Raw genomic sequence first — 23,861 nt, 5'->3', positions numbered from 1 at the left:
TACATTGATATAAGGATGATTTATCTATGATTAACAAGTGTCTTTTCCCGGTCGCTGGCTACGGCACCCGATTTCTTCCCGCCACCAAAGCCATGCCGAAGGAAATGTTGCCTATCGTCAACAAGCCACTGGTCCAGTACGGCGTTGAAGAGGCGATCGAAGCCGGCCTGCACGATATCGGCATGGTCACCGGTCGTGGCAAACGCGCCATTGCCGATCATTTCGATATGAATTACGAGCTGGAGCACCAGATTGCCGGCACCGGCAAGGAAGTGTATTTAGAGTCTATCCGCGATGTCATGAGCAAGGCGGCATTCTCCTTTACCCGCCAGGTGGAAATGCGAGGCCTGGGTGATGCCATTCTCAACGGCAAGCGCCTGATTGGCGATGAGCCTTTCGGGGTGGTGCTGTCAGATGATTTGTGCCTGGCGGAAGACGATGAAGGCGTGCTGGCGCAAATGGTGAAGCTCTACAAGCAGTTTCGCTGCAGTATTGTCGCCATTCAGGAGGTGCCGGATGAGCTGATCCACAAGTTCGGGGTGATCAAGGGTGAGCAAATCAAGGAGGGTTTGTTCCAGGTGTCCGACATGGTGGAAAAGCCCAGCCTGGAAGAGGCGCCCAGTAACCTGGCCATTATTGGCCGCTATATTCTGACGCCCGATATCTTCGACATCATTGAAAATACACCGCCCGGGATTAACGGCGAAGTGCAGCTGACTGACGCACTGCTGACCCAGGCGAAAAACGGTTGTGTGCTGGCCTATAAGTTTCGCGGCCGCCGCTTTGACTGCGGTAGTGTTGAAGGTTTTGTAGAAGCCACCAATTTCGTTTACGAAAATATCTACAAACCAGTTTGAGAGCCCATAAATGACGACTCTTACCTGTTTTAAGGCCTACGATATTCGCGGCCGGCTGCCGGATGAATTGAACACCGATATCGCCTATCGCATCGGTCGGGCCTACGCCTCCTATCTCAAGCCCGGCCGGGTCGTGGTGGGGCACGATATCCGCCTGACCAGTGCCGAGCTGACCGATGCGCTGGCAGAAGGGCTGCTGGATGCCGGTGTCGATGTGATCCATATCGGCCAGGTGGGCACCGAGGAAATATACTTTGCCACCTTTCACCTCGGCGTCGACGGCGGCATCTGTGTCACCGCCAGTCATAACCCCAAGGATTACAACGGCATGAAGCTGGTGCGCGAAGGCTCCCGGCCGATCAGCGGTGACACTGGCCTGCGTGAAATCCAGAAGCTGGCCGAAGCCAATGACTTTGCCCCGCCGGGTCAGCGCGGAACACTGCAACAGCTGGATAACCGGGCCGCTTATGTCGAGCATTTGCTGACCTATATCGACCGCGACCAGTTGCGCCCGCTGCGGGTGGTTTGCAACGCCGGCAACGGCGGCGCAGGTATGGTGATCGACGCCATTGAGCGCTTCCTGCCGCTGGAGTTTATCAAGGTGCACCATGAGCCGGACGGCAACTTCCCCCACGGGGTGCCCAATCCGCTGCTGGAGGAAAATCGCGAGTCGACCACTGCCGCCATTGGCGAACACCAGGCCGACCTGGGGATTGCCTGGGACGGTGACTTTGATCGCTGCTTTTTCTTCGACGCCAGCGGGCGCTTTATCGAGGGCTATTACCTGGTTGGGCTGTTGGCAGAAGTATTTCTGCTCAAGCACCCTGGCGAGGCCATAGTGCACGACCCGCGCCTGACCTGGAACACCCGGGCGATGGTGGAGAAAATGGGCGGCCGGCCGGTGCAGAGTAAAACCGGGCACGCGTTTATCAAGGAGCGCATGCGGCTCGAGGACGCGGTCTACGGCGGTGAAATGAGCGCGCACCACTATTTCAGGGAGTTTGCCTATTGTGACAGTGGCATGATTCCCTGGTTGCTGGTCACTGAACTGATGTGCCGCAGTGGTAAAACCCTGGCCGAGCTGGTGGATGATTGCATTGCGCTGTTTCCCTGTAGCGGTGAAATCAACAATAAAATCGACGACCCGAAAGCGGCCATGGCGAAAGTGGAGAAGCACTACCAGGAGCTGGCTACCGAGGTGGATTACACGGACGGTTTGAGCATGAGTTTCGGTGACTGGCGCTTTAACTTGCGCAGCTCCAACACCGAACCGGTAGTGCGCCTGAACGTGGAGTCCCGCGGTGATTACCCGTTGATGGAGCGCAAGCGCGACGAGCTGCTCGGTCTGCTCGGCGCCTGAGTAAACCTCATTGGCGCACGCCCTGTGCCGGTGCGCGCAGTTGGCTGAATGCCTCTAATGCGGGCGTCCCAGGCCGGCCGGTTCCGCGCTGTGCACTGGCTGATTAACCGCGGCGGCAGGGCTGCTCGTGTGGCAGCACTGCCTGGTCCCGGCGGCATTACTCTGCGTTGTCGGCCGGGTCGGCGATGACCCCGGCGCTGCGCAGCGCCGGTAAAATCAGGTTGCGGGTATTGGCCGTGTCGAGCAGATAGACCGGCGGCTCGCCCATCTTGGGCGAGACTTTCAAGCGTATCCCTTCGGCGGGTACGCTCAGCAGATCCTGGCTCCACAACTCCAGCCATTCTCCTGCGGGCAAGTGCACCACCCGGGAGGTCTTTTCGTTGCGCGGGGTCAGCATGGGGGCAACCATAACGCTATCGCCGAGCATAAACTGCACCTGGTCCGCGGCCATATTGCGGAAATGGCGGTTGTCCGGGAAGTGCAGCAGGGGGTGCCGTATCAGCGGCCAGCCGCGCTCGCGGGCATCTTCCATCAGCTCCCTGCGGTAGGGTGCCAGTGCCGCAAACAGCCTGGCAAAGCGACTGAAATGGGGCAGCACATCGGCGTCGTAGACCTGGGCGTTCAGCTCGGGTGCGAGCCCCTCGCTGCTGCGAAAGACCGGGGTAAAAGCACTCAGTTCAATCCAGCGCTTGAGCAGGTTTGGGTGTCGATGCAGGGCAAAGTGGGATTGCAGTGCGCTCCCTTCGCTATTTTCCTTGAACGACAGCTGCGTTGGCAGCAGCAAACCGGTCATGGTCGGCACCGGGCGGCGCAACGATGTGGTGCCGCCGATATCGGCATGGTTTAAGGTCTGTCCGCTGAGGCCACTGTTGATCAGGCCGATGGCAACGCTTTGCAAGCCGTCGCTGGCGTCCCAACTGGTGGTTTGGTTGCCGAGCCAGAACAGGGGCGTGAAAGTGGGGCTCTGGGTAAAGCCGCTGCGCATCAGGAAAACCGCTTGCCCGGTGCTGTCCAGTTCAGCCAGCAGTTCGGCGTTGAGCCTGGCCCATTGCTGCGGGAAAAGATTGTGGTAACTGTCGGCCGCAAGGCCTTCGTACAGTTCTGCATCGACAGGCAAGTACTCGCCAAAATCCGCCACCCAGCCACTCCATTGCTGCTCTGTAATCAACGCCTTGAGCTCCGCTTTCAGCCAGTTGTAGGCCTGCGGGTTGCTGAGGTCAACCAGCCCTGCGCGGCCGGTGGCCGGGTTCTGGTAGAGTTCGCCATTTTGGCGCCGCAGCAGGAAGCCAGCGGCGTCGGGGGCGCTGCCGGGGTCAATTACATAGGGATGGACGTAACCCAGTAACCTGATGTTGTCCTGGCTCGCCGCCGCCAACAATTGCTGCCGCCAGGGCTCGGGGTTGGGCTCGCCCCGGCCGCTCCAGGGCGGCAGGAAGGCACTTTCGTTGCTGTCCTCGTTCGCGGCCCGGTCTTGCAGCAGCAGGGCGCTGATGGGGATGCCCTGGCTGTGCAGGGTTTGATAGTGGCTGAGTGCCTTTTCGCTGTTGCCGTGCAGGCCGATAATGGCACCGCTGTGGACCCAGTCGGGCAGAGGTTGCATGCGGCCGCTCATCTCGCCCAGCTGGCCGACACAATCGAGCAAGCTTGAACAGCTGAAGAATTGCAGCTTCAGGGCGGCGCTCTGCACGTGGATATAGGTGCGTCGGGATTGGCGAAAATCAAAGCGTGAATACTCGGTATTTTCCAGCAGTACGGCGTACTGCTGGTCGCTGAGAAAGTAGGGCACCGGATAGGCGCTGCTCAAGGGGTCGCCAGCCGCGCCCGGGCTATTGGCATTGATCATGGTCGACAGGGGTTGCGCGCCCCGGCCAATTCCCTGCCGCTGCACCCAGATCGGTACTTCCAGTTGCTTGAAGTTGAGTTGACTGACCTGGCTGCCGAAGCCCATCACCGTCTCGTCGGCGACGCTGTCAAAGCCAAAGCTCAGCTGGTTGTAATTTTCGTCGGAGGTGTAGGCGGAAATAAACATGGCTTGGTCGGTAACGGCAACACGCAGGTAGAACTTCAGGTCGCAGCCGGGGCTCTGGAAGCTGCCGCTGAGCAGGAAGTACTCGCTGTAGGGGTCGGCCCGTTCAATCTTCGCCTGCCCGCAGCTGTGACCCGGGGATTCGACCCGACTGTAATAGCCGTGGGATTCCGTCAGCTGCACGTCGGCCCGGTGTGCGCTGATCAGGTCTTCGGCCGCGGCGCTGAACACGGTGCGCTGTACATTGCGGTCGTACACTTCGAGCCGTTGCTGACTCACTTGCAGGCGAAAGCGACTGCTGTCATAGACCGCCTCGAGGCCGGCGGTGGCTGGCGCGCGGGGTTCGCAGCCGAGCAATAATAAAAACATGGCGACGCAGGCTGAGCCGATGGCAGTTCGGTAATTTGGCATTATTGTCAGTCTGTCCGTGTCCTGTTTTTTCTCCCGGGTTATCATAGCACCGCTGCTGCAGCAGGCAGCAGCGGAAATTCAGGGGATCCCAGGTTTATGGCCAGAGTCACGCGGCACTTCGTGCTGTTTCTTTTCCTGTTCAGCGGCTGGAATTGCGCTGTCCGGGCGCAAGAGAACGAGCCGATTTTTCGGCACAACAGTATTCAGCACCCGGTGCTGGGGCGACATGGCATGGTTGTTAGCCAGCACTGGCTCGCCAGTGAGGTGGGCGCGCGGGTCCTGAGCGCCGGTGGCAACGCCGTGGACGCCGCCGTGGCGGTGGGCTTTGCCCTGGCAGTGGTGCTGCCGCGAGCGGGCAATCTGGGCGGCGGTGGATTTATGCTGATTTACCTGGCCGACCGGCAGCAGACCATCGCGCTGGACTACCGGGAAGTGGCGCCACTGGGAGCGACAGCCGACATGTTCCTGGACGCCAATGGCGAGGTGGATCGGCACAAGGCTCTGTTTAGCCGCGCATCCGCCGGTGTGCCCGGCACCGTCGCCGGCCTCGTGCACGCCCAGCGCAAATACGGCAGCCTGCCACTGCGGCTGGTTTTGAAGCCGGCCTATGACCTGGCGCGGGAGGGATTTGCGGTCAGTTTCGACCTTGCCGCTGTGCTGGAGCGCTCCCGTCATTTGCGCAGCAACCCGGAATCGCTGCGCATATTTTACCCCAATGAGGGGCAGCCCCTGCGCGCCGGTCAGTTGTTGCGGCAGCCGGAGTTGGCCTGGAGCTTGCGCCAAATCATGCGCAAAGGCGAAGACGCCTTTTACCGGGGTAAAATCGCCCAGCGCATAGTGCGGGAAATGGAGGCCCACGACGGTCTCATCAGCCTCGAGGATTTGGCCAGTTACCGGGTCGTGGAGCGGGAGCCGGTCAGCGGCGACTACAACGGCTATCGGGTGGTGTCCATGCCGCCGCCCAGCTCCGGCGGTGTCCACCTGCTGCAAATGCTCAATGTGCTCGAGCACTTTACCCTGCGCGAAGCGGGGGCGGGCAGCAGCGCGGCCATCCATACCATGACCGAGGCGATGAAATGGGCCTACGCCGATCGCAGCAAATACCTGGGCGACCCGGACTTTGTCGATGTACCGGTGGCCAGGCTTATTGATAAGGGTTACGCCGCCGATATCGCGCGCCAGATCGGTGCGGACCAGGTCCGTCCCTCCAGCGCCATTCTGCCCGGCCAGCTGTTCAAGGACGAAAGTCTCGATACCACCCATTATTCTGTCGCCGACGCCAGCGGCAATGTGGTCTCCAATACCTACACACTCAACTTCTCCTTTGGCTCCGGTATTACGGTGCCCGGCACCGGTATCCTGCTGAATAACGAGATGGACGATTTTTCCGCCAAGGCTGGCGCGGCTAACGCCTACGGGCTGCTTGGGGCCGAAGCCAATAAAATTGTGGCGGGCAAGCGCCCGCTGAGTTCCATGACCCCGACCATCGTATTCAAGGATGGCGCGCCGGTAATCGTCACTGGCAGTCCCGGCGGCAGTCGTATCATTACTACCGTGTTGCAGACCCTGGTAAATGTGATTGACCATGAGTTGAACATTGCCGCGGCGGTCAGTGCACCGCGCTTCCATCACCAGTGGCAGCCGGATGAGCTGTTTATGGAGGAGGGCTTCAGCCCGGATACACGCGCGTTGCTGGAGGCCAAGGGCCATCAGGTGAAGCTGGTGCCGACCATGGGTGGGGCGCAGTCCATTGCCATCGGCGACGGCCTGTTCCGCGGCGCCGCCGACCCGCGTAAACCGGACGCCAGGGCGGTGCCGGTGACACTGGCAGACTGATCAACGCAGTTACTTGTCGCCGGTGCGAAAGGCGATCAGGTGCTCGGCTCGCACTTCAATGGCGACCTGGTCGCCCACCTCGAAGTCGTCGTGACTGGGGAATGCCGAGACCACCTGGCTGCCCGTGGGCAACTTGAGGGTGTAGTTGCTGGAGGTGCCGACAAATACCTTGTTGGTGACCTCGGCGTGGATCGGACTGTTTTCACTGAGCACAATATCATCCGGCCGTACCAGCACCTCTACCGGGCTGTCCGGCAGCCAGTCATAGCAGCGGTTGCCGCGGATGACGCCGATCTCGGTGGCGACGCTGCTGCTGTCCAGCACGTGACCCGGCAGAAACGAGCCCTGGCCAATAAAGTTCGCCACAAAGCGTGTGGCCGGTTCGTGATACAAGTCGAACGGTGTCGCCCATTGCTGAATTTTGCCCTGGTGCAGGACGGCAATCTTGTCGGCGAAGGCGAAGGCTTCTTCCTGGTCGTGTGTGACCAGGATCGCGGTGATTTGGCGCGACTTCAGGATTTCCCGCACCTCCACGGCCAGTGAACGACGCAGCTCCACATCGAGGCTGGAAAATGGTTCGTCCAGCAGCAGGATGCTGGGTTCGGGGGCCAGCGCCCGCGCCAGTGCCACGCGCTGTTGCTGGCCGCCGGAGAGTTCGTGGGGGTAGCGCTGGCCGAGGTCGTGCAACTTGACCAGTGCCAGCATTTCCTCGCACACCCGCTCTTTGGCGGCGCGGTCGCGGCCGTGCAGGCCATAGGTGATGTTGTCGCACACGGTCAGGTGCGGAAACAGGGCGTAATCCTGGAACACCATGCCGATGTGGCGCTTTTCCGGCGGCAGGGTGCTGCTGCTGGAGGAGATGGTCTGCTGGCGCAGCTGTATGCTGCCGCTACTGAGCTGGTGAAAGCCGGCAATGGCGCGCAGCACTGTGGTTTTGCCACAGCCGCTGGGGCCCAGCAGGCAGCAGGTATCGCCGCCGTAGATGTTCAGCGACAGGTTGTCGACCACCGCGTGGCCGTCGTAGCTGCAGCTGATATGGTCGAGGCTCAGTAGTGCCGGGGTGTGTACTTCAGGCATCAACGATTCAGCAGTAAAAATTCCATCAGGGCTTTCTGCGCATGGAGCCGATTTTCCGCTTCGTCCCAGACCACTGAAATGGTTTCATCTTCCAGCAGTTCGGCGCTGACCTCTTCGCCCCGGTGGGCGGGCAGGCAGTGCATAAACACCGCATCCTTGTTGGCCAGGGCCATCATGCTGTGGTCGACGCAAAAACCGCTGAACTTTTGCTCGCGCTCGCGCTGCTGGTCTTCCTGCCCCATGGAGGCCCAGACATCGGTCACCACCCAATCGGCACCCTTGACCGCGGCCCGGGGATCGCGAAACAGGGTGACCCGGGCGGCATTGTCGGCCAGTAGCTGCGGGTTGGGATCAAAACCTTCCGGGCAGGCGATATTGAGCCTGAAATCGCACATGGCGGCGGCGTTGATATAGGAGTGACACATGTTGTTGCCATCGCCGATCCAGGTCACGGTCTTGCCTTTGGGGTCACCGCGCTGCTCCACGTAGGTCTGGATGTCGGCCAGCAGCTGGCAGGGGTGATAGTCATCGGTGAGGGCATTGATGACCGGCACCCTGGAGTGGCGCGCAAAACGCTCGATTTTTTCATGCTCGAAAGTGCGGATCATAACGATGTCGAGCATGCGCGACAGCACCCTGGCCGAGTCTTCAATGGGCTCGCCGCGTCCCAGCTGAGTGTCGCGGGACGATAAAAACAGTGCTGAGCCGCCCATTTGGGCCATGCCGGCTTCAAAGGATACCCGGGTTCTGGTGGATGATTTTTCAAAAATCATACCCAGCACCTTGTTTTTAAACGGCTCCCCCGCAGTACCCTGGCGCAACTCGGTTTTGAGCTGGATCGCGCGCTGGATAACGCCGCGCAGCTCTTCGGGTGTCAGGTCGCGCAGTGTCAAAAAGTGTCTGACTGCCATAGTCCGTTACCTCTGTATTCCTGTTATTACTGTGACTCAGGTTTTAGCCGTGACTCAGGTTATAGCCGTGACTCAGGTTATAGCTGTGACGCAAATTCGTCGATAATTTCGCAGACCGTGTTAATGATCTGGTTGGCCTCTGCCAAATTGATAATCAGGGGCGGCAGCAGGCGTATGGTGTTGCCCGCAGTGACATTGAGCAACAGGCCGCGAGCGATGGCCAGGTCGACAATCTGGCCACAATCCTGCTTCAACTCGATGCCCAGCATCAGGCCCTTGCCCCGCACTTCGGCCACCAGCTTGTGGCCGGCCAGCTTGCTGTTGAAACTGCCGAGCATATACTCGCCCATGCTGTGGGCGTTGGCGATCAGGTTGTCCCGGGTGAGGGTGGTCAACACGCTGCTGGCCACATGGCAAACCAGCGGGTTGCCGCCGTAAGTCGAGCCGTGATTGCCCGGTTGTAAAATGGTTGCGGCCTCGCCGCGGGCCAGGCAGGCGCCGATGGGTAAGCCGTTGCCCAAACCTTTGGCAGAGGTGACGACGTCCGGCACGACACCGTGGTGCTGGAAAGCAAACAATTCGCCGGTGCGGCCATTGCCGGACTGGATCTCGTCCAGCATCAGCAGCCATTGGTTGGCATCGCAGACTTGCCGCAGTTGCACCAGGTAGTCATCGTCTGGCACCCGGATTCCCCCCTCGCCCTGCACCGGCTCCACCAGTACAGCGACGATGTCAGGGTTGCCGGCCAGCGCCTTGACAGCCTCGATGTTGTTGTAGGGGACTTGCAGGAAACCCTCCACTAGTGGGGCGAAGCCAGCCTTGACTTTCTTGTTGCCGGTGGCCGTCAGGGTGGCCATGGTTCGACCGTGAAAACTGCCGTCCATGGTGACGATCGTAGGCGTCTTGACCCCGCGATCATTGCCGTACTTGCGCGCAATCTTGATTGCCGCTTCGTTGGCTTCGGCACCGGAATTGGAAAAAAATACGTTGTCCATGCCCGCCAGTTCGCACAACAGGTCAGCGAGTCGCTGTTGGGGCAAGGTGTTGTAGAGGTTGGAAACGTGCACCAGAGTGTTGGCCTGCTCCTGCAGGGCGGCGGTCACCGCGCTGTGACAGTGGCCGAGGCCGCACACGGCAATACCTGCCAGGGCATCCAGGTAGCGCCGGTTCTGATCGTCCCAGACGTAGACGCCTTCGCCGCGGACCAGTGTCAGTTTGCGGGCGCCGTAGGTGTTCATGAGTGCGGTGGTGGCCATGGCGGACTCCTTGAGCTTTTTTCTTCTGCCTGGTCGATAACTCTGGGGCTGGAAACAAAACAGGCAGCTAGCAAGCTGCCCGAGGTAAGGGCGGGATACTATAAGCAAACCGGGTTCAAGGCAATGCCCGGATGGGGCCGGGGCTGAGCCCGAGTGCATTGTGGGGGCAATAGTTTCGTTAGAAGTTCGCGCTCGAGTGGGGTAGAATCGCGCTTTAGTTGAGTATAATGCTGGGTTTTTGGACGCCTCTCGTCGAGCAGGTCTGAGAACGCAGGTATTTGCCAGTTCTTGCTATATTTACCAGAGTTTAAACGAGGTCGCAGTTACCATGGATATTATGGATACCATCAAGCAGCAAATTGAGGAAAACGATATCATCCTCTATATGAAAGGGTCTCCCAACGCCCCGCAGTGCGGTTTTTCAATGCGTACGTCGCAGGCAATCATGGCCTGTGGCCAGCGCTTCGCCTATGTGGACATTCTCTCCAATCCGGAAATCCGTACCAATTTGCCGAAATACGCCAACTGGCCGACCTTTCCCCAGTTGTGGGTCAAGGGCGAGCTGATCGGCGGTTGCGATATCGTCACCGAAATGCATGAGAACGGCGAGTTACAACCGCTACTGGAAGCGGCCGCCAAGTCCAAAGAAGCTTGATGCTCTTTACGCCACTGTTGGGTTGCCCGACCTTGCTGTGTTGCCGGGCCCTGCTGTAATGAGGGTTGTGTGGTAATGCCGGTGAGCCCGCCATAGCAGCAGTTAGCCATCAAAAAACCCGCCCTCAGGCGGGTTTTTTGTTTATTGGCCGGGAGCAAGTAGTCGCTGCGAAAGCTATTGCGAAGGTTGTTACAAAGCTTATTGCAAAAGTAATTGCAAATCATTCTTAGTTAGATTAAATTTTGCCGCTCATTATTCCTGTGCCTGCAAATCGACAGGTGCTGTATTAAAAATATTGGTTTAGGAGCGCAAAGAATGTTGAAGAGATCCCTGTTGGCTGCCGCCATTGGAGCGGTGTCCGTGGCGGCACAGAGTGCCGAGAGCACCCCGTCCATGGCGGAGATGTGGAAGATGATCCAGGCACAGCAGGCCGAGATCAAAAGCCTGAAGTCCCAGTTAAACCAGACTGAGACCAAGCTGGAGCAAACCGAAGTGAAAGTGGCCGCCACTGCCGATGCGGTAGAGCAGACTGTGGTCTCCGCAGGGGCTGCCTCCCGGGTCGCCTCCTGGGTGGAGAAGACTTCTATCGGTGGTTACGGTGAGCATCATTTTAATCATTTTGAAGATGGCGATGACCAGATCGACGCGCACCGCTACGTGCTGTATGTGGGGCATCAATTTACTGATACCGTGCGCTTTTTCTCTGAATTTGAGCTGGAGCACAGCCTTGCCGGCGAGGGCAAGCCCGGTGAAATAGAATTGGAACAGGCGTTTATCGAGTGGGATTACACCGATAACCACAGTGTCCAAATCGGTCAGTTCCTGGTGCCCGTCGGCATCCTCAACGAGACTCACGAGCCCGAGACCTTTTACGGCACTGAGCGCAACAAGGTTGAAAGTGAAGTGATTCCGTCCACCTGGTGGGAGGCGGGGATAATGCTCAAGGGTGAGCTCGCGCCAGGCTTGTCCTATAACGCCGCAGTGCACAGCGGGCTGAAAACCACCAGCACTCGTATCCGCAGCGGGCGGCAGAAAAATGCCGAGGCGGCTGCCGAAGATCTGGCTTACACCGCGCGTTTGAAATACACCGGAGTAGCCGGTTTAGAGCTGGCTGCCACGGTTCAATACCAGCAAGACTTGACCCAGGGCATGGTTGCTGGCGACGCGTCTGCCTTGTTGACCGAGTTGCACACTGTCTATAATGCCGGGCCGTTTGCATTTCGTGCCCTGTGGGCGGAGTGGGATATCGATGGTACGCAATTTGAAGTTGCCGGTGCCGACAAGTTAAGCGGTTGGTACCTGGAGCCCTCTGTTAAGCTGACCGACAACCTTGGCGTATTCTTGCGCTACAGCGAGTGGGACCGCGGCGATAAAATGTCGACCGACTATGAGTCCTACGATTTTGGTGTTAATTACTGGCTGACGCAAAATGTGGTGTTGAAGGCAGATTATACTGACACCGTGGGCGATGCTGACGAAGGCGATGCCTTTAACCTGGGTGTTGGTTGGTCCTACTAAACAACATTCCGGCTAAAGCTCGCTCCGGGGACTGACGAACGAGCGCGGGTGATCAGGGAAGGGCATTTATTCAATGCCCTTTTTTTGTCTCTGCTGCGGTGTGCTCGTGTCACTTTGCCGCCAGTGCGCCGGTGGCACTGAGCTGGCGACTGCTGCTGGAGAGCTGTTCGTTAGACGTGCGAAAACCCGCTTGAGCCATCTACGCAAACGCAGCGATGTTGGCTCGGGCTCTTCGATATTGGAATGCACACTTATGCCCATAAAGATATTAATGCTGATATTGGTTTTGGTTGCTCCGGCAGCCAGTGCCCAGCGGGGCGTATTCCTGACCACTGACGAGTTCCGCCAGCGGGCTTTCCCTGCTGCCGAGGTGGTCTGGCAAACCCTGTGGGTCAACGCCGAACAACGGCAGCATATCGAGGCCATCCTGGGGCGCAAGTTTCCCACCCTGCGCATTCGCTATTGGGGTATGGGGCAGAAGACTGCCTGGATTTTCGAGGAGATTGGCAAGGAGCTGCCCATTACCATTGGCGTGGTCGTGGACGCTGGACAGGTTGCAGAAACCCAGGTGCTGGAATATCGCGAGAGTCGCGGTGGCGAGATTCGCTACCCGTTTTTCACCAGCCAGTTCCAGGGGTTGCAGCTGGGCTCAAACGACTCGCTGGCACTGGATGGCCATATCGACGGCATCACCGGTGCCACCCTGTCGGTGCGCGCGATGACTAAAATCGTTACACTTGCGCTTTTCTGTCATCGGCAAACACCGTTCTCCGGGCCGTAGTTTCCCGGAGAACACTGACCCAGGGCAAGATTATCCGCAAACCAGGTTTATCAACTTCCCGCTCGCATCGGGTGCGTAAACGCGGCCATTGGCTGCGGCCGTGGCTGTGGCGCTGGCATCGGCGTGCCGGGCTGATTGCGGCCGCCATTCTGCTGCTGGTCGCCGTCACCGGAATCATGCTCAATCACACCACCGCTATGAGCCTCGGTCAGCAGCCGGTGCGCCAGGCCTGGCTGTTGGCGCACTACGGCGTCGATCTGCCGCTGCTGCGCAGCTATCAGGTGGGGGAGCGGTGGCTGAGCGGCGATGAACATGGCTCCTTATATCTCGATGGGCGCCGGCTCGGCCAGTGTGACGGCGCTCTGGTGGGTGCAGTAGTGGGCGATGCAGTGAGCAATGGGGCGGGCGATGGAGAGGGCGATACGGCCGCCTTACAGGGCCTGCTGCTGGCCGCCTGCGAGCGGGAGTTACTGTTGCTGACCGCTGCCGGCGACATCGTCGAGCGTCTCACCGCCGTGCACGGCTTGCCGGTGCCTGTAGCCCGGATCGGCAGCTGCCAGCCGGGGGTGTGCCTGTTCAGCGACCAGCAGGTGATCAGCGCCGATTTGCAGCAGCTGCGCTGGCAGGGCACTGCTGCTTCCGCCGTTTGGAGCCAACCCGGGCCGTTGCCGGCAGCGTTGGCGGAAGTGCTCTGGCAGGGCGAAATCGGCACCGAGCTGTCGTGGGAGCGGGTGATACTGGATCTCCACAGCGGTCGAATCGGCGGTGACCTGGGGGTTTGGTTGGTGGATCTGGCGGCGATATTGATGGTATTCCTGAGCTTTAGCGGCTTTTATTTGTGGCTGCAGCAAGCCCTTAGGCGCTCTTCCCGGCACCGCTCCTGAGCCCTCAGGCGGGGCCGTCAGCCGTTGCCTGTTTTGGCTGTTGGGGCTAAATGGTTTGGCTAAGCACTGCTGGCAGCATAGAATGAGCGTTCTTTTGCCACAGCAAGCTAAAAATTCCACAACCTGATGATTGAAATTCCCGGCTATAAAATTGTGCGTCTCCTGGGTAAGGGGGGCATGGCCGAAGTCTATCTTGCTATCCAGCAGTGTTTTGAGCGTGAGGTGGCCCTCAAGATCCTGAGTCAATCCCATGCGGCTGACCAGGACTTTAGCGAGCGTTTCCTGCGCGAGGCGAAAATTGTCAGTCGCCTGGTGCATCCCAATATCGTCACCGTTTACGACGTCGGCGTGGTCGCCGGGCGCCACTTTCTCTCGATGGAATACATTCCGGGGCAGGATCTGAAAACTGCCCGCCGACAGCTGTCGCTGGAACAACGCCTGGCGGTGCTCAAGGATATTGCCCAGGCGCTGAGCTTTGCCGGCAAAAAAGGTTATGTGCACCGGGATGTAAAGCCGGAGAACATCATCCTGCACGAAGATGACGGCCGTGCCGTATTGCTGGATTTCGGCATTGCCCGGCCGTCCGACTTGCACCAGGGTATGACCCTGACCGGAATGGCCGTCGGTACCCCTTACTATATGAGTCCCGAGCAGGCGCGTGGTGAGCCGGTGGACCCGCGCTCGGATATCTACAGCCTGGGAGTCCTGCTGTATCTGATGCTCACAGGCCAAGTGCCCTACGACGGCGACTCCGCAGTGGCGGTGGGAGTGAAGCATGTCTCGGCACCGGTGCCACAACTGCCTCCCAATTTGCAGCTGTTCCAGCCCCTGATTGCTAAAGCGCTGGCCAAAAACCCGGCTCATCGCTACCAGGATGCGGCCGCCCTGGCAGCTGATCTGGAGCGGATTGGCAGTCGCGGACTGGATCCCGTCGAGTTGCCGGAGGCCTCGCCATTATCCATTTCCGCCATTCCAGCGGCAGAAGTGCCCGCGGCAGCAATACCGGCAACAGAAATATCCGCAACTGATCCTCAATCGCAGCGGTCCCACGCCGCCCCGGCCCAGCCACCGGTGGTGGTGCAGCGCAGTGGCGGCGGCAGTTGGGCCTGGCTGTTGGGGCTGGCAATTGCCGCTGGCATTGGCTTCGGGGTGTATTTCCAGCAGCAATTGCCGGTGGAGCAGCGCCTGGGAGCCGGTGCGGCAGCGGCAGCACAGAGTGGCGTCGACCCGCGGACTGCTCCAGCAGAGCAGTCCGGCCCGGATCGAGTGCTTGCCCCGGATAAGGTGGTCGACCCGGCCGGCCCCGGAAATGCGCTGGCCGCGAACCAGCCTGCTCCGCAGTTACCCGGCGCCAGCGCAGCGAGTTCGGCGCTGGAGGTCGAGCAGGCCAGACCGGAGCAGGCATTGGTCGACCAAATTAGCCCCGGCCAATTCAGTCCCGACCAAGCGTGGCCCGACCAAGCGGTTGCAGCACCCATGGCTGCGGCAGCCGTTACCCCCGAGACAGCCGACACCAGCAGCAATGCCGAGGCGACTGCGGTTGACTCGATCGGGCCAGCCCTAACCCAGCTCAACGGCCAGAGCTCACTGGCCCTGCGCGCTGAACAGCTGCAGCAGGCGAGACAGTTGCAGGCGCGTTTAGAGCAGGAGCCGGAGCTACTGCTCGAGGTCGCGGCCATCTACCGCGAGCTGATAACCAGCAATCCTTTGGACATCGAGGCCGCACAGGCCCTGCAGGCCTTGCGCGGCGCGTCTGTGGACACTATCGAGGGTTTTCTGGCGCAGAGAGATTATGCGGCGGCGCGGCAGGCGGCGGCCCTGGCGCGTGCAGCTTTTACCGCCGATGTCTATAAGTCGCGACTGCAGAAACTGGAGCAAAGCATTGCCGACGAAGAGGTAATCCATGGGCTGCTGGACACCGCGGCGGGCTTGATGCAACAGAACTACCTGACTCTGCCGGAGGATAACAATGCCTGGCGGGTCTATCGCCAGGTGCTGGCAATAGACCCCCAGCGGCCCGAGGCCCTGCAGGGGCTGGCACAGATCAGCCGGCGCTACGCTGCCATTGCCCGCCGGCATCTGGCAGAGGCCAATCCGGCAGAAGCCCAGGTTGCCATCGACCGCGGCCTGCTGGTCAGGGCTGAGGACCCGGACCTGCTGGATCTGCAGGCCCGAATGCAGCAGTCTGCGGCCATCGACCTGCTGCGCGCGCGGGCGTTACAGCAGGCCAGTAATGGCCAGTTGTTGACACCCCCGGGTGGCAGCAGTCTCGACAGCTGGCGCCAAATACTGCAGCTCGATAGCGGTCACGAGGAGGCCGCCCGCCAGGTGCAAAGTATTGAGGACAGATTGATTAGCCAGGTGGAACAAAGCATCCAGGCCGGCCAGTGGGATGACGCCCGCGGCCATATTGCGCGAGCGCTGGTGCACTTCCCCGACAGTATCAAGTTGCAGGAATTGAAGCTGCTCAATGAGCGGGCGGTTGCGGATGCCGAGCGCCCGAGAATTACCCGATTGCAGGTCAGTGCCCACGCGATCGATGAGTTGGCGGAAGTTGCCCCGACCCAGCTGCCAGTGGAGGATATGATCTTCGTGGGTTTTGCCTACCAGGGCTTCAAGCCGCAGGCCGAGCTGGAGGTGCGCCTGTTTGAAGGGCGACCGGGTATCGAACTGGAGCGCCGGTATCTGCAGCTGGACGCGGCGGAGGGGGTGCGCTTGTTCAGCCTGCAAAACTCACTGCACGGTTTTGCCAGTGGCGCCTATCGGCTCGAAATCTGGCTGGAGCAGCGCTTGCTGTCGAGCCGTGATTTCGAGATTCAATACGCACCCGGGCCACCGCCTGGGAACTCTCCGGCAAGTCCAGCGGCAAGCCAGTGACGGTTCCGGTATACTGCAACCAATTCAGTTAATAACAGCTACGAAGACACTACCCATGAATATTTCCACCTATATGGCGACGGTGGGCCGCAGTGCCCGCAGCGCCGCCCGGATCGTTGCCGCGGCCAGCACCGGGGTCAAGAACAAGGCATTGCTGGCCACTGCAGATGCTCTGCACGAGGCTCGCGAGGCGCTGGCGGCTGCCAACCAGGAAGATCTCGTTAAAGGCCGTGACAACGGCCTCGATGCCGCCATGCTGGACCGGCTGGAGCTGACGCCGGCGCGCATCGACGCCATGCTCGAAGGGTTGCGCCAGGTGGCGGCACTGCCCGACCCCTGTGGTGCGATTACCGATTTGAGCTATCGTCCCAGTGGCATCCAGGTGGGTAAAATGCGGGTGCCGCTGGGCGTAATCGGGATTATCTACGAGTCCCGCCCCAATGTGACCGTAGAAGCCGCCAGCCTGTGTTTGAAATCCGGCAATGCCGCGATCCTGCGCGGTGGCAGTGAATCGTTTCATTCCAACCAGGCGATTGCCCAGTGCCTGCGGGCAGGGTTGGCGGCGGCCGGGTTGCCGGCTGAGGCGGTACAGGTGATCGAGACTGTGGACCGGGCCGCCGTGGGTGAACTGATTACCATGCCCGAGTACGTGGATGTGATTGTGCCGCGCGGCGGCAAAGGCCTGATCGAGCGCATCAGTCGCGATGCCCGGGTACCGGTGATCAAGCACCTGGACGGTATTTGTCACGTCTATATCGATGACCGTGCCGATCTGACCAAGGCCCACAATATTGCCCTCAATGCCAAGACCCACCGCTACGGCGTCTGCAACGCCATGGAGACGCTGCTGGTACACGTGGCCGTGGCGTCCCGGGTATTGCCTGACCTGGCCCGTGACCTGCGGGCCAAAGGGGTGGAGTTGCGCGGTTGTGAGCAGACCCGGGCCATTATCGAAGCCGGCGCAGCCACAGTTGAGGACTGGGCCACTGAATACCTGGCGCCGGTGTTGTCGATTCGGGTGGTGGCGGATATGGAGCAGGCGATGGCGCATATCGCCGAATACAGCTCGGCTCACACCGAGGCCATTGTCACCGAGGATTACAGTCGCGCGCGCAAATTCCTGCGCGAGGTGGACTCCAGTTCGGTGATGGTCAATGCCTCCACTCGCTTTGCTGACGGTTTCGAGTACGGCCTCGGGGCCGAGATCGGAATTTCCACCGACAAGATTCACGCCCGCGGCCCGGTCGGCCTGGAGGGGCTGACGTCGCAGAAATACGTGGTGTTCGGTGACGGCCAGGTTCGTGCGTAATCGCGTTCGCGTGGGGGTGCTGTGCGCCGGATAATTGGCCTGTTTGGCGGCACCTTCGATCCGGTGCACAATGGTCACCTGCGGATGGCGCTGGAGTTGCAGCAGCGCCTGCAGTTGGACGAAATGCGGCTGCTGCCCTGCCACCAGCCACCGCACCGGGATGTCCCCGGACGCAGCAGCAGCCAGCGCCTGGCTATGGTAGAGGCGGCGCTGGAGTCGTGTCCGCAATTGAGCGTCGACGGGCGCGAGTTGCGCCGCAGCAGCCCCTCCTATTCCGTGGATACCCTGGCCGAGCTGCGCTGCGAGCTGGGGCCGGAGGTATCCCTCTGCTGGTGTGTGGGGATGGATTCCCTGGCGACCTTTCATCTCTGGCACCGCTGGCGCGACTTGCTGGACTACGCCCACCTGGTGGTGGTCGGGCGGCCCGGCTGGCAGCCGCCGGCAGAGGAGCCGCTGGCCAGTTGGATGCGGGCGAGGCTGGCAGCGCCGACCCAATTGCGGCAGGCACCCGCAGGGGCGCTGGTGCTGGCAGACGCCACCATGCTGGATATTTCGGCGACCAGTATCCGGGCCGCTATCGCGGCCGGTTACAGCGCCCAGTTCCTGGTTCCCGACAGTGTCTGGAGCTTTATTAAAAACAATCAACTGTACCGTTAGAAAGGACGATAATTATTAATGCCAAATGAATTAAACAAGATCATTGTTGATGCGCTGGAAGACCTCAAGGGTAAGGATATCGTCTGTCTCGATGTGAGTGAGCTGTCGGATATCATGGACACCCTCATTATTGCCAGCGGTACTTCCAACCGGCACGTGAAATCGCTGGCCTCCAATGTGGTGCAGGAGGCCAAGGATCGAGGCATTGCCGCGATCGGGGTCGAAGGGCTCGACAGCGGTGAGTGGGTGCTGGCGGACTTCGGCGATACCGTGGTGCACGTGATGATGCCGGCCACCCGCGGTTTTTACGATCTGGAAAAACTCTGGAGCATGGAGCCTGGCAGTCGCAGCAGCGATAGCGAGTAATCCCGGGCATTCTTATGCGAATCAAGATCATCGCCATTGGCGCGCGCATGCCGGCGTGGGTGGAGGCCGGTTACGCCGAGTACAGCAAGCGCCTGCCGCGGGAGTTCAGTGTTGAATTACAGGAACTGCCGCTCGGCCCGCGGGGCAAAAGCAGCTCCACGGACAAGGCCATTGCGCGGGAGGGTGAGCAGATGCTGGCGGCCATTCCCAAGGGGGACCTGATCATTGCACTGGATGTATTAGGCAGGCCCTGGAGCACCGAAAAGCTGGCTGCCAACTTTGCCAATTGGTCAATGAGTCACAGCAATTACAGTATCCTGATCGGCGGCCCGGATGGCCTGGCGCCGGCATGTCTGGCCCGGGCAGATGCGAAATGGTCGCTGTCGGCGCTGACCTTGCCCCACCCGCTGGTACGTATCGTGTTGATCGAGCAGTTGTACCGGGCCTGGTCTATTCTCAATAATCACCCTTATCACAAGTAATCACTGTGAACTGTGGCTTAAAGCCAATACAATTCGGCCCTGAAATTTAGCCGCTTTGCCGCAGCTGTCGTTTTTCCTGTCGAAACTAGCTCCCCATGCATGAACACCAGCATTTAAAAGACCACTACAAGGAAGCGAGAATCATAAATCGCCGCCTTTTGCTGGCCGCATTGGGCACGCTGTTGTTGTTTGGCTTGCTGTTCTACCGTCTGTATAACCTGCAGGTGGTCAACTACCAGGATTACGTCACTGAGTCGGATCGCAACCGGGTTCAGGTGCAGGCCCTGCCGCCGACGCGGGGCCTTATTATGGATCGCCGCGGTTTGCTGTTGGCCGACAACCGGCCCAGTTACACCCTGGCAATCATCAAAGAGCAGGTCGATGATCTCGACGCTACCCTGGCCTTGTTGGCAGAGCTGGTCGAGATCAACGCGGAAGACCTGGAGGGTTTTGAAAAGCGCCTGCAGCAACGCCGGCGCCCGTTTGAGGCGGTGCCCCTGACCTTTCGGCTGACGGAGGCGGAAATTGCCCGGCTGGCGGTGCACGAATACCACCTGCCCGGGGTTACCGTGTCCGCACAGCTGGTGCGGGACTACCCCATGCAGGACCTGTACGCGCACTCGGTGGGCTATGTGGGCCGCATCAATGACCGCGAACTGGCCGGTTTCGATGACGAGCAATTTCATCGCTACAGCGGCACCCATACGATTGGTAAAATAGGGTTGGAGCGGCAATACGAAGATACCCTGCTGGGAACCGTGGGCTATCAGTACGTGGAAACCAACGCGCGCGGCCGGGTGTTGCGGGTGCTGGAGCAAATTTCACCCCAGCCGGGCGAAAACCTGCGCCTGTTCCTCGATACCGAGCTGCAACGGGAAGCAGTGGCTGCGCTGGACGGTCGCCGCGGCGCGGTAGTTGCGCTGGATGTTAACAACGGCGGGGTGCTGGCCATGGTGAGTGCGCCCAGTTATAACCCCAACCTGTTTGTTACCGGCATCAGTCACCGTGACTTCCGGCAGCTCAATGAATCCCTGGATTTACCGCTGTTTGATCGCACCATCCAGGGACAGTACCCGCCCGGCTCCACCATCAAGCCGATGCTCGCCCTCGGTGGCCTCCACCACAAGGTGATTACTTTAACGTCCACTGTTTATGATCCGGGCTTCTTCAAGCTGAAAGGGGACGAGCGGCTCTATCGCGACTGGAAGCGCCACGGCCACGGCACCCGGGTCGATATGTTGCAGGCCATTACCGAATCCTGTGATACCTACTTCTATGATATGGCCTACCGGCTGGGTATAGACGGCCTGCACGACTTCGGCTCCCGCTTTGCCCTGGGCAGTCGCACCGGCATAGATATCCCCAGCGAGCGCGCGGGTATCTGGCCCTCCAGGGCATGGAAGCGGGGGGCCATGGGGCTGGCCTGGTATCCGGGGGATACGGTCAACGTAGGTATCGGGCAAGGGTTTTCACTGACTACGCCGCTGCAGTTGGCGTCCATGACGGCCACTCTCGCCAGTCGCGGGCGTTTTATCCAGCCGCGCCTGGTAGCGGCGATCGGCAACACCTTGACCGAGGAAAAATCCACCACGCTGGATAGCGTGGACAGCCGTCACTGGGATGCAGTCTTCGAGGCGATGGAAAATGTCGTGCACGGAGCGCGCGGCACGGCCCAGGTTATCAACAAGGGGCTGGGTTATCGCATGGCGGGTAAAACCGGTACCGCCCAGGTGGTGGGGATTGCCCAGGGAGAGAAGTATGACTCGGAGGCACTGCGCGAGCGGCAGCGCGATCACGCCCTGTTCGTGGCTTTCGCCCCGCTGGAGCAGCCGCAGATAGCCGTGGCAGTGATTGTGGAAAACGGCGAGAAAAGCTCCAAGGCCGCCCTGGTGGCTCGCCAGGTAATCGACAAGTATATGCAATTGCAGTTGCGGGACAGCGAGCAGCTGGTCCGCGGGGCAGAAAGCGATGCGAGAATATTTTGAAGACCAGTGATTTTCAACGGCGTATGCCGGAAGCCAGTCGCGACTTGCGGCGGCCGGAAAGCCTGTTGCAGCGCTGCCATATCGATTTGCCGTTGTTGCTCGGCTTGCTGCTAATAACGCTCTACGGCCTTGTGGTTCTGTACAGCGCCAGCGGCCAGGACCTGCATTACCTGCAGCGCCAGTCGGTGTTTTTCCTGCTCGCCTACGGGGTGATGTTTGCCGTGGCCCAGGTCAGGCTGCATCTGCTGGAGTACTGGGCACCCTGGTTGTTTATGGCGGGTGTGGTGCTGTTAGTGCTGGTGCTGTTTATGGGGGTGGGCGCAAAAGGTGCCCAGCGCTGGCTGAGCCTTGGAGGGTTTCGCTTTCAGCCCTCGGAAATTTTGAAGCTGGCGGTCCCGCTGGCGCTGGCCAGCTATCTGTCGCGGCGAATATTACCCCCCGCTTTCAGGCATGTAGTGTGGGCAATGTTATTGATTGGCATCCCCACAGTATTGATCATGCGCCAGCCAGACCTGGGAACTTCGCTGCTGATAGCAACCTCCGGTCTGCTGGTGTTATTTTTCTCCGGTTTGCGCTGGGGCTATATTTTCACCGCCCTGGGCCTCATGATTGCCAGTGCCTGGCCCTTCTGGGTGTTTGTCTTGCGGGATTACCAGAAACAGCGAATCCTGACCATGTTAAACCCGGAGGCGGACAAGTTGGGGGCCGGCTGGAATATTATCCAGTCGAAGACCGCGATCGGGTCCGGTGGCGTCTACGGCAAAGGCTGGCTTAACGGCACCCAGTCGCAGCTGAATTTTCTCCCCGAGAGCCACACCGATTTCATTATCGCGGTACTGGCGGAAGAGTTCGGGCTGGTGGGAGTGCTGTTGCTGATGGGGTTGTACTTCTGGATCATTGGCCGGGGTCTGCTGATAGCCTCCCGCGCGCAATCCTCGTTTGGCCGATTGTTGGCCGGCAGTATCACCTTCACGTTTTTTATTTATGTATTTGTTAACATCGGTATGGTGTCAGGGCTGTTGCCAGTTGTGGGCGTGCCGCTGCCACTGGTGAGCCACGGGGGAACCTCCATCGTCACGCTGATGATGGGGTTTGGCATGTTGATGGCAATCAGCACCGAGCAGCGCAAGGTCAGTGTCGGTTAAACCGGCCCCGGCCGGCTTTGCCGATGGCGGAATTAATTGGCCCGGATTCAGTCAAACCGGGTTTGGACAGAAAAAGCATTGCGAGAAGGTGTTGGAGAAATGCCATGGGCCGGATTTTGAGCCCAGCTAATTGCCATCGAAGCGAAACGTCTTTCAGTTGGCACGATGGTAGGTCTGGTTTCAGGGGCTTGTTTTCAAGACCCTCGACAGCAGGGATGCTGTCGTGGAGCCCCCATGGATGGGTTGACGGCGAGTCTTGAAAGCAAGCCCCTGGAGCCAGGCCGGGAGAAGAGTTGCTGCCCCAAGGACAACAATGCATATATGTCTGCTCAAGCCGATAGCTGGCCAATTCACAGGGTAGCCAGGTTAGTCCAGGGGTTTAAAGCCAGTGATTAAAAGCAACAGTTTGAACAATCGAGTTTAAAAAAGGAGATGATGGGATTGCCTAGTCTGGAACAACTGAAGTTTGGCCTGGTGTTGGCGCTCGCCTTGTGGCTGCCCGCTGGTGGAGCGAGTGGCAGTTACGCCGAGCATCCGGCAGCGAAGGAATTGATGCGGGAAATGGTGGCAGAACATGGCTTTGAAGCGCAGCAACTGCGCAGCTGGTTTGCCCAGGCAGAAAAGAAGCAAGCCATTATCGACGCCATGTCCCGGCCGGCGGAAAAAACCAAGACCTGGGGCCAGTATCGCTCGATCTTCCTGACCCCGACGCGGATTGAAAAAGGCGTTGAGTTCTGGCAGAGCAGGCGCCAGGCGCTGGCGCGGGTGGCGCAACAAACCGGGGTGCCGGCGGAAATAATCGTCGCGATCATCGGCGTGGAAACACTCTACGGCCAGTACCGGGGCAACTATCGGGTCATGGACGCGCTCACCACCCTGGCGTTCGACTACCCCAGCCGCAGTGCGTTTTTTAGCAAGGAATTGAAACAGTTTTTGCTGTTGGCCCGGGAGCAGGGGCGCGACCCCTTGAGTCTGCAAGGGTCCTACGCCGGGGCCATGGGTTACGGCCAGTTTATGCCCTCCAGCTATCGCGCCTACGCGGTCGATTACGATGGTGATGGCCTGGTGGATATCTGGAGCAACGAAGAGGATGCCATCGCCAGCGTCGCCAACTACTTTGTCCGCCACGGCTGGCGCTCCGGCGAAGCGGTGGCGGTTCCCGCTACTGTCAGCGGCGCTCACAACCGGGATATCTTTGTGCCGGAACTGCGGCCGCGCCATACCGTTGCCCAGCTGCGCGAGCAGGGCTTTAACGCCAACCTGGCGCTGGCAGCGGACATGCCGGCCCGGGCGATGCAGCTGCAAGGTGACGGGGGGACAGAATACTGGCTCGGCTTGCACAACTTTTACGTCATTACCCGGTATAATCACAGCGAGCTGTACGCCCTGGCGGTGTATGAATTGAGTCAGGCTATACGCGAGCGGGCAGAGTCCGCCACAGTGGGGGCGAAATAAGGTGGTGGGTAGA

At 59.9% G+C, this 23,861-nt stretch carries 19 protein-coding genes; 15 read left to right on the top strand and 4 right to left on the bottom strand.

The window, feature by feature from the left end; genetic code table 11:
- Positions 1–26: 26 nt before the first annotated feature.
- Together galU and G8764_RS20640 are read left to right on the top strand one after the other, a co-directional pair.
- Positions 27–857 carry a UTP--glucose-1-phosphate uridylyltransferase GalU gene (gene galU / locus G8764_RS20645; RefSeq protein WP_166167652.1) on the top strand — a complete coding sequence of 277 codons (831 nt, stop codon included), beginning with the start codon at positions 27–29 and terminating at the stop codon, positions 855–857.
- Between the two features lie 10 nt (positions 858–867).
- Positions 868–2,217 carry a phosphohexomutase domain-containing protein gene (locus G8764_RS20640; RefSeq protein WP_166167649.1) on the top strand — a complete coding sequence of 450 codons (1,350 nt, stop codon included), beginning with the start codon at positions 868–870 and terminating at the stop codon, positions 2,215–2,217.
- Between the two features lie 157 nt (positions 2,218–2,374).
- Here G8764_RS20640 and G8764_RS20635 read toward each other — a convergent pair whose 3' ends face one another.
- Positions 2,375–4,654 (bottom strand): TIM-barrel domain-containing protein, encoded by a 2,280-nt coding sequence (locus G8764_RS20635; RefSeq protein ID WP_166167646.1) that lies wholly within the window; start codon positions 4,652–4,654, stop codon positions 2,375–2,377.
- Between the two features lie 96 nt (positions 4,655–4,750).
- Here G8764_RS20635 and ggt point away from each other — a divergent pair, with 96 nt between their 5' ends.
- Positions 4,751–6,490: a gamma-glutamyltransferase gene (gene ggt / locus G8764_RS20630; RefSeq protein WP_166167643.1), complete on the top strand. Its 1,740-nt coding sequence runs from the start codon at positions 4,751–4,753 to the stop codon at positions 6,488–6,490.
- Between the two features lie 9 nt (positions 6,491–6,499).
- On the opposite strand, the gene G8764_RS20625 is transcribed toward ggt, so the two are convergent.
- The 3 genes from G8764_RS20625 to G8764_RS20615 all read right to left on the bottom strand — a co-directional run bounded on the left by G8764_RS20625 (position 6,500) and on the right by G8764_RS20615 (position 9,734).
- Positions 6,500–7,567, bottom strand: a complete 1,068-nt coding sequence (locus G8764_RS20625; RefSeq protein WP_166167640.1) for an ABC transporter ATP-binding protein — start codon at positions 7,565–7,567, stop codon at positions 6,500–6,502.
- Entirely contained in the window at positions 7,567–8,478 is a 912-nt protein-coding gene (gene argF, locus G8764_RS20620; RefSeq protein ID WP_166167637.1) for an ornithine carbamoyltransferase, read from the bottom strand. Before argF ends, G8764_RS20625 begins: the two co-directional genes overlap by 1 nt.
- A 77-nt stretch (positions 8,479–8,555) precedes the next feature.
- Positions 8,556–9,734, bottom strand: a complete 1,179-nt coding sequence (locus G8764_RS20615; protein ID WP_166167634.1) for an aspartate aminotransferase family protein — start codon at positions 9,732–9,734, stop codon at positions 8,556–8,558.
- A 328-nt stretch (positions 9,735–10,062) separates the two neighbouring features.
- Between G8764_RS20615 and grxD the strand changes: the two genes are divergently transcribed.
- The 12 genes from grxD (at position 10,063) to mltB (ending at position 23,848) form a co-directional block, all read left to right on the top strand.
- Positions 10,063–10,389 (top strand): Grx4 family monothiol glutaredoxin, encoded by a 327-nt coding sequence (grxD, locus tag G8764_RS20610; RefSeq protein WP_166167631.1) that lies wholly within the window; start codon positions 10,063–10,065, stop codon positions 10,387–10,389.
- Positions 10,390–10,704: 315 nt separating this feature from the next.
- Positions 10,705–11,907, top strand: coding sequence for a porin (locus G8764_RS20605; protein WP_166167628.1), 1,203 nt, complete (start codon positions 10,705–10,707; stop codon positions 11,905–11,907).
- A 271-nt stretch (positions 11,908–12,178) separates the two neighbouring features.
- The gene (locus G8764_RS20600) at positions 12,179–12,688 is read left to right on the top strand and encodes an FMN-binding protein (RefSeq protein ID WP_207952006.1); all 510 of its coding nucleotides are present in this window, start codon (positions 12,179–12,181) and stop codon (positions 12,686–12,688) included.
- A 71-nt stretch (positions 12,689–12,759) separates the two neighbouring features.
- Positions 12,760–13,572 carry a PepSY-associated TM helix domain-containing protein gene (locus G8764_RS20595; RefSeq protein ID WP_341806439.1) on the top strand — a complete coding sequence of 271 codons (813 nt, stop codon included), beginning with the start codon at positions 12,760–12,762 and terminating at the stop codon, positions 13,570–13,572.
- Positions 13,573–13,698: 126 nt separating this feature from the next.
- On the top strand, positions 13,699–16,449 hold the full coding sequence (locus G8764_RS20590; protein WP_166167622.1) for a serine/threonine-protein kinase: 2,751 nt from the start codon (positions 13,699–13,701) through the stop codon (positions 16,447–16,449).
- A gap of 55 nt (positions 16,450–16,504) precedes the next feature.
- Positions 16,505–17,758, top strand: coding sequence for a glutamate-5-semialdehyde dehydrogenase (locus tag G8764_RS20585; protein ID WP_166167619.1), 1,254 nt, complete (start codon positions 16,505–16,507; stop codon positions 17,756–17,758).
- 21 nt (positions 17,759–17,779) lie between these two features.
- Entirely contained in the window at positions 17,780–18,415 is a 636-nt protein-coding gene (gene nadD, locus G8764_RS20580) for a nicotinate-nucleotide adenylyltransferase (RefSeq protein ID WP_166167616.1), read from the top strand.
- Between the two features lie 18 nt (positions 18,416–18,433).
- A complete protein-coding gene (gene rsfS / locus G8764_RS20575) occupies positions 18,434–18,781 on the top strand; it encodes a ribosome silencing factor (protein WP_166167613.1) in 348 nt (115 codons plus the stop codon).
- A 14-nt stretch (positions 18,782–18,795) separates the two neighbouring features.
- Complete coding sequence (rlmH, locus tag G8764_RS20570; protein ID WP_166167610.1) at positions 18,796–19,263, top strand: 23S rRNA (pseudouridine(1915)-N(3))-methyltransferase RlmH; 468 nt, start codon at positions 18,796–18,798, stop codon at positions 19,261–19,263.
- A gap of 95 nt (positions 19,264–19,358) precedes the next feature.
- Entirely contained in the window at positions 19,359–21,248 is a 1,890-nt protein-coding gene (mrdA, locus tag G8764_RS20565; protein WP_166167607.1) for a penicillin-binding protein 2, read from the top strand.
- 23 nt (positions 21,249–21,271) lie between these two features.
- Positions 21,272–22,393, top strand: a complete 1,122-nt coding sequence (gene rodA, locus G8764_RS20560) for a rod shape-determining protein RodA (RefSeq protein WP_166167758.1) — start codon at positions 21,272–21,274, stop codon at positions 22,391–22,393.
- A gap of 441 nt (positions 22,394–22,834) precedes the next feature.
- The gene (gene mltB, locus G8764_RS20555) at positions 22,835–23,848 is read left to right on the top strand and encodes a lytic murein transglycosylase B (RefSeq protein ID WP_425049218.1); all 1,014 of its coding nucleotides are present in this window, start codon (positions 22,835–22,837) and stop codon (positions 23,846–23,848) included.
- Positions 23,849–23,861 lie beyond the last annotated feature (13 nt).

The organism is Pseudomaricurvus alcaniphilus (assembly GCF_011440395.1).
GTDB lineage: Bacteria > Pseudomonadota > Gammaproteobacteria > Pseudomonadales > Cellvibrionaceae > Pseudomaricurvus > Pseudomaricurvus alcaniphilus.
The sequence above is the reverse complement of the archived record's forward strand: the minus strand, read 5'-3'. Positions and strand labels throughout refer to the sequence as shown.

Excerpts from the sequence above, each read along its gene's own strand:
- argF (WP_166167637.1), bottom strand. The coding sequence starts at position 8,478 with ATGGCAGTCAGACACTTTTTGACACTGCGCGACCTGACACCCGAAGAG.
- rsfS (WP_166167613.1), top strand. The coding sequence starts at position 18,434 with ATGCCAAATGAATTAAACAAGATCATTGTTGATGCGCTGGAAGACCTC.
- mrdA (WP_166167607.1), top strand. The coding sequence starts at position 19,359 with ATGCATGAACACCAGCATTTAAAAGACCACTACAAGGAAGCGAGAATC.
- G8764_RS20590 (WP_166167622.1), top strand. The coding sequence starts at position 13,699 with ATGATTGAAATTCCCGGCTATAAAATTGTGCGTCTCCTGGGTAAGGGG.
- G8764_RS20600 (WP_207952006.1), top strand. The coding sequence starts at position 12,179 with ATGCTGATATTGGTTTTGGTTGCTCCGGCAGCCAGTGCCCAGCGGGGC.
- ggt (WP_166167643.1), top strand. The coding sequence starts at position 4,751 with ATGGCCAGAGTCACGCGGCACTTCGTGCTGTTTCTTTTCCTGTTCAGC.
- G8764_RS20625 (WP_166167640.1), bottom strand. The coding sequence starts at position 7,567 with ATGCCTGAAGTACACACCCCGGCACTACTGAGCCTCGACCATATCAGC.
- G8764_RS20640 (WP_166167649.1), top strand. The coding sequence starts at position 868 with ATGACGACTCTTACCTGTTTTAAGGCCTACGATATTCGCGGCCGGCTG.
- galU (WP_166167652.1), top strand. The coding sequence starts at position 27 with ATGATTAACAAGTGTCTTTTCCCGGTCGCTGGCTACGGCACCCGATTT.
- G8764_RS20605 (WP_166167628.1), top strand. The coding sequence starts at position 10,705 with ATGTTGAAGAGATCCCTGTTGGCTGCCGCCATTGGAGCGGTGTCCGTG.
- G8764_RS20615 (WP_166167634.1), bottom strand. The coding sequence starts at position 9,734 with ATGGCCACCACCGCACTCATGAACACCTACGGCGCCCGCAAACTGACA.
- rlmH (WP_166167610.1), top strand. The coding sequence starts at position 18,796 with ATGCGAATCAAGATCATCGCCATTGGCGCGCGCATGCCGGCGTGGGTG.
- G8764_RS20635 (WP_166167646.1), bottom strand. The coding sequence starts at position 4,654 with ATGCCAAATTACCGAACTGCCATCGGCTCAGCCTGCGTCGCCATGTTT.
- G8764_RS20585 (WP_166167619.1), top strand. The coding sequence starts at position 16,505 with ATGAATATTTCCACCTATATGGCGACGGTGGGCCGCAGTGCCCGCAGC.
- rodA (WP_166167758.1), top strand. The coding sequence starts at position 21,272 with ATGCCGGAAGCCAGTCGCGACTTGCGGCGGCCGGAAAGCCTGTTGCAG.
- grxD (WP_166167631.1), top strand. The coding sequence starts at position 10,063 with ATGGATATTATGGATACCATCAAGCAGCAAATTGAGGAAAACGATATC.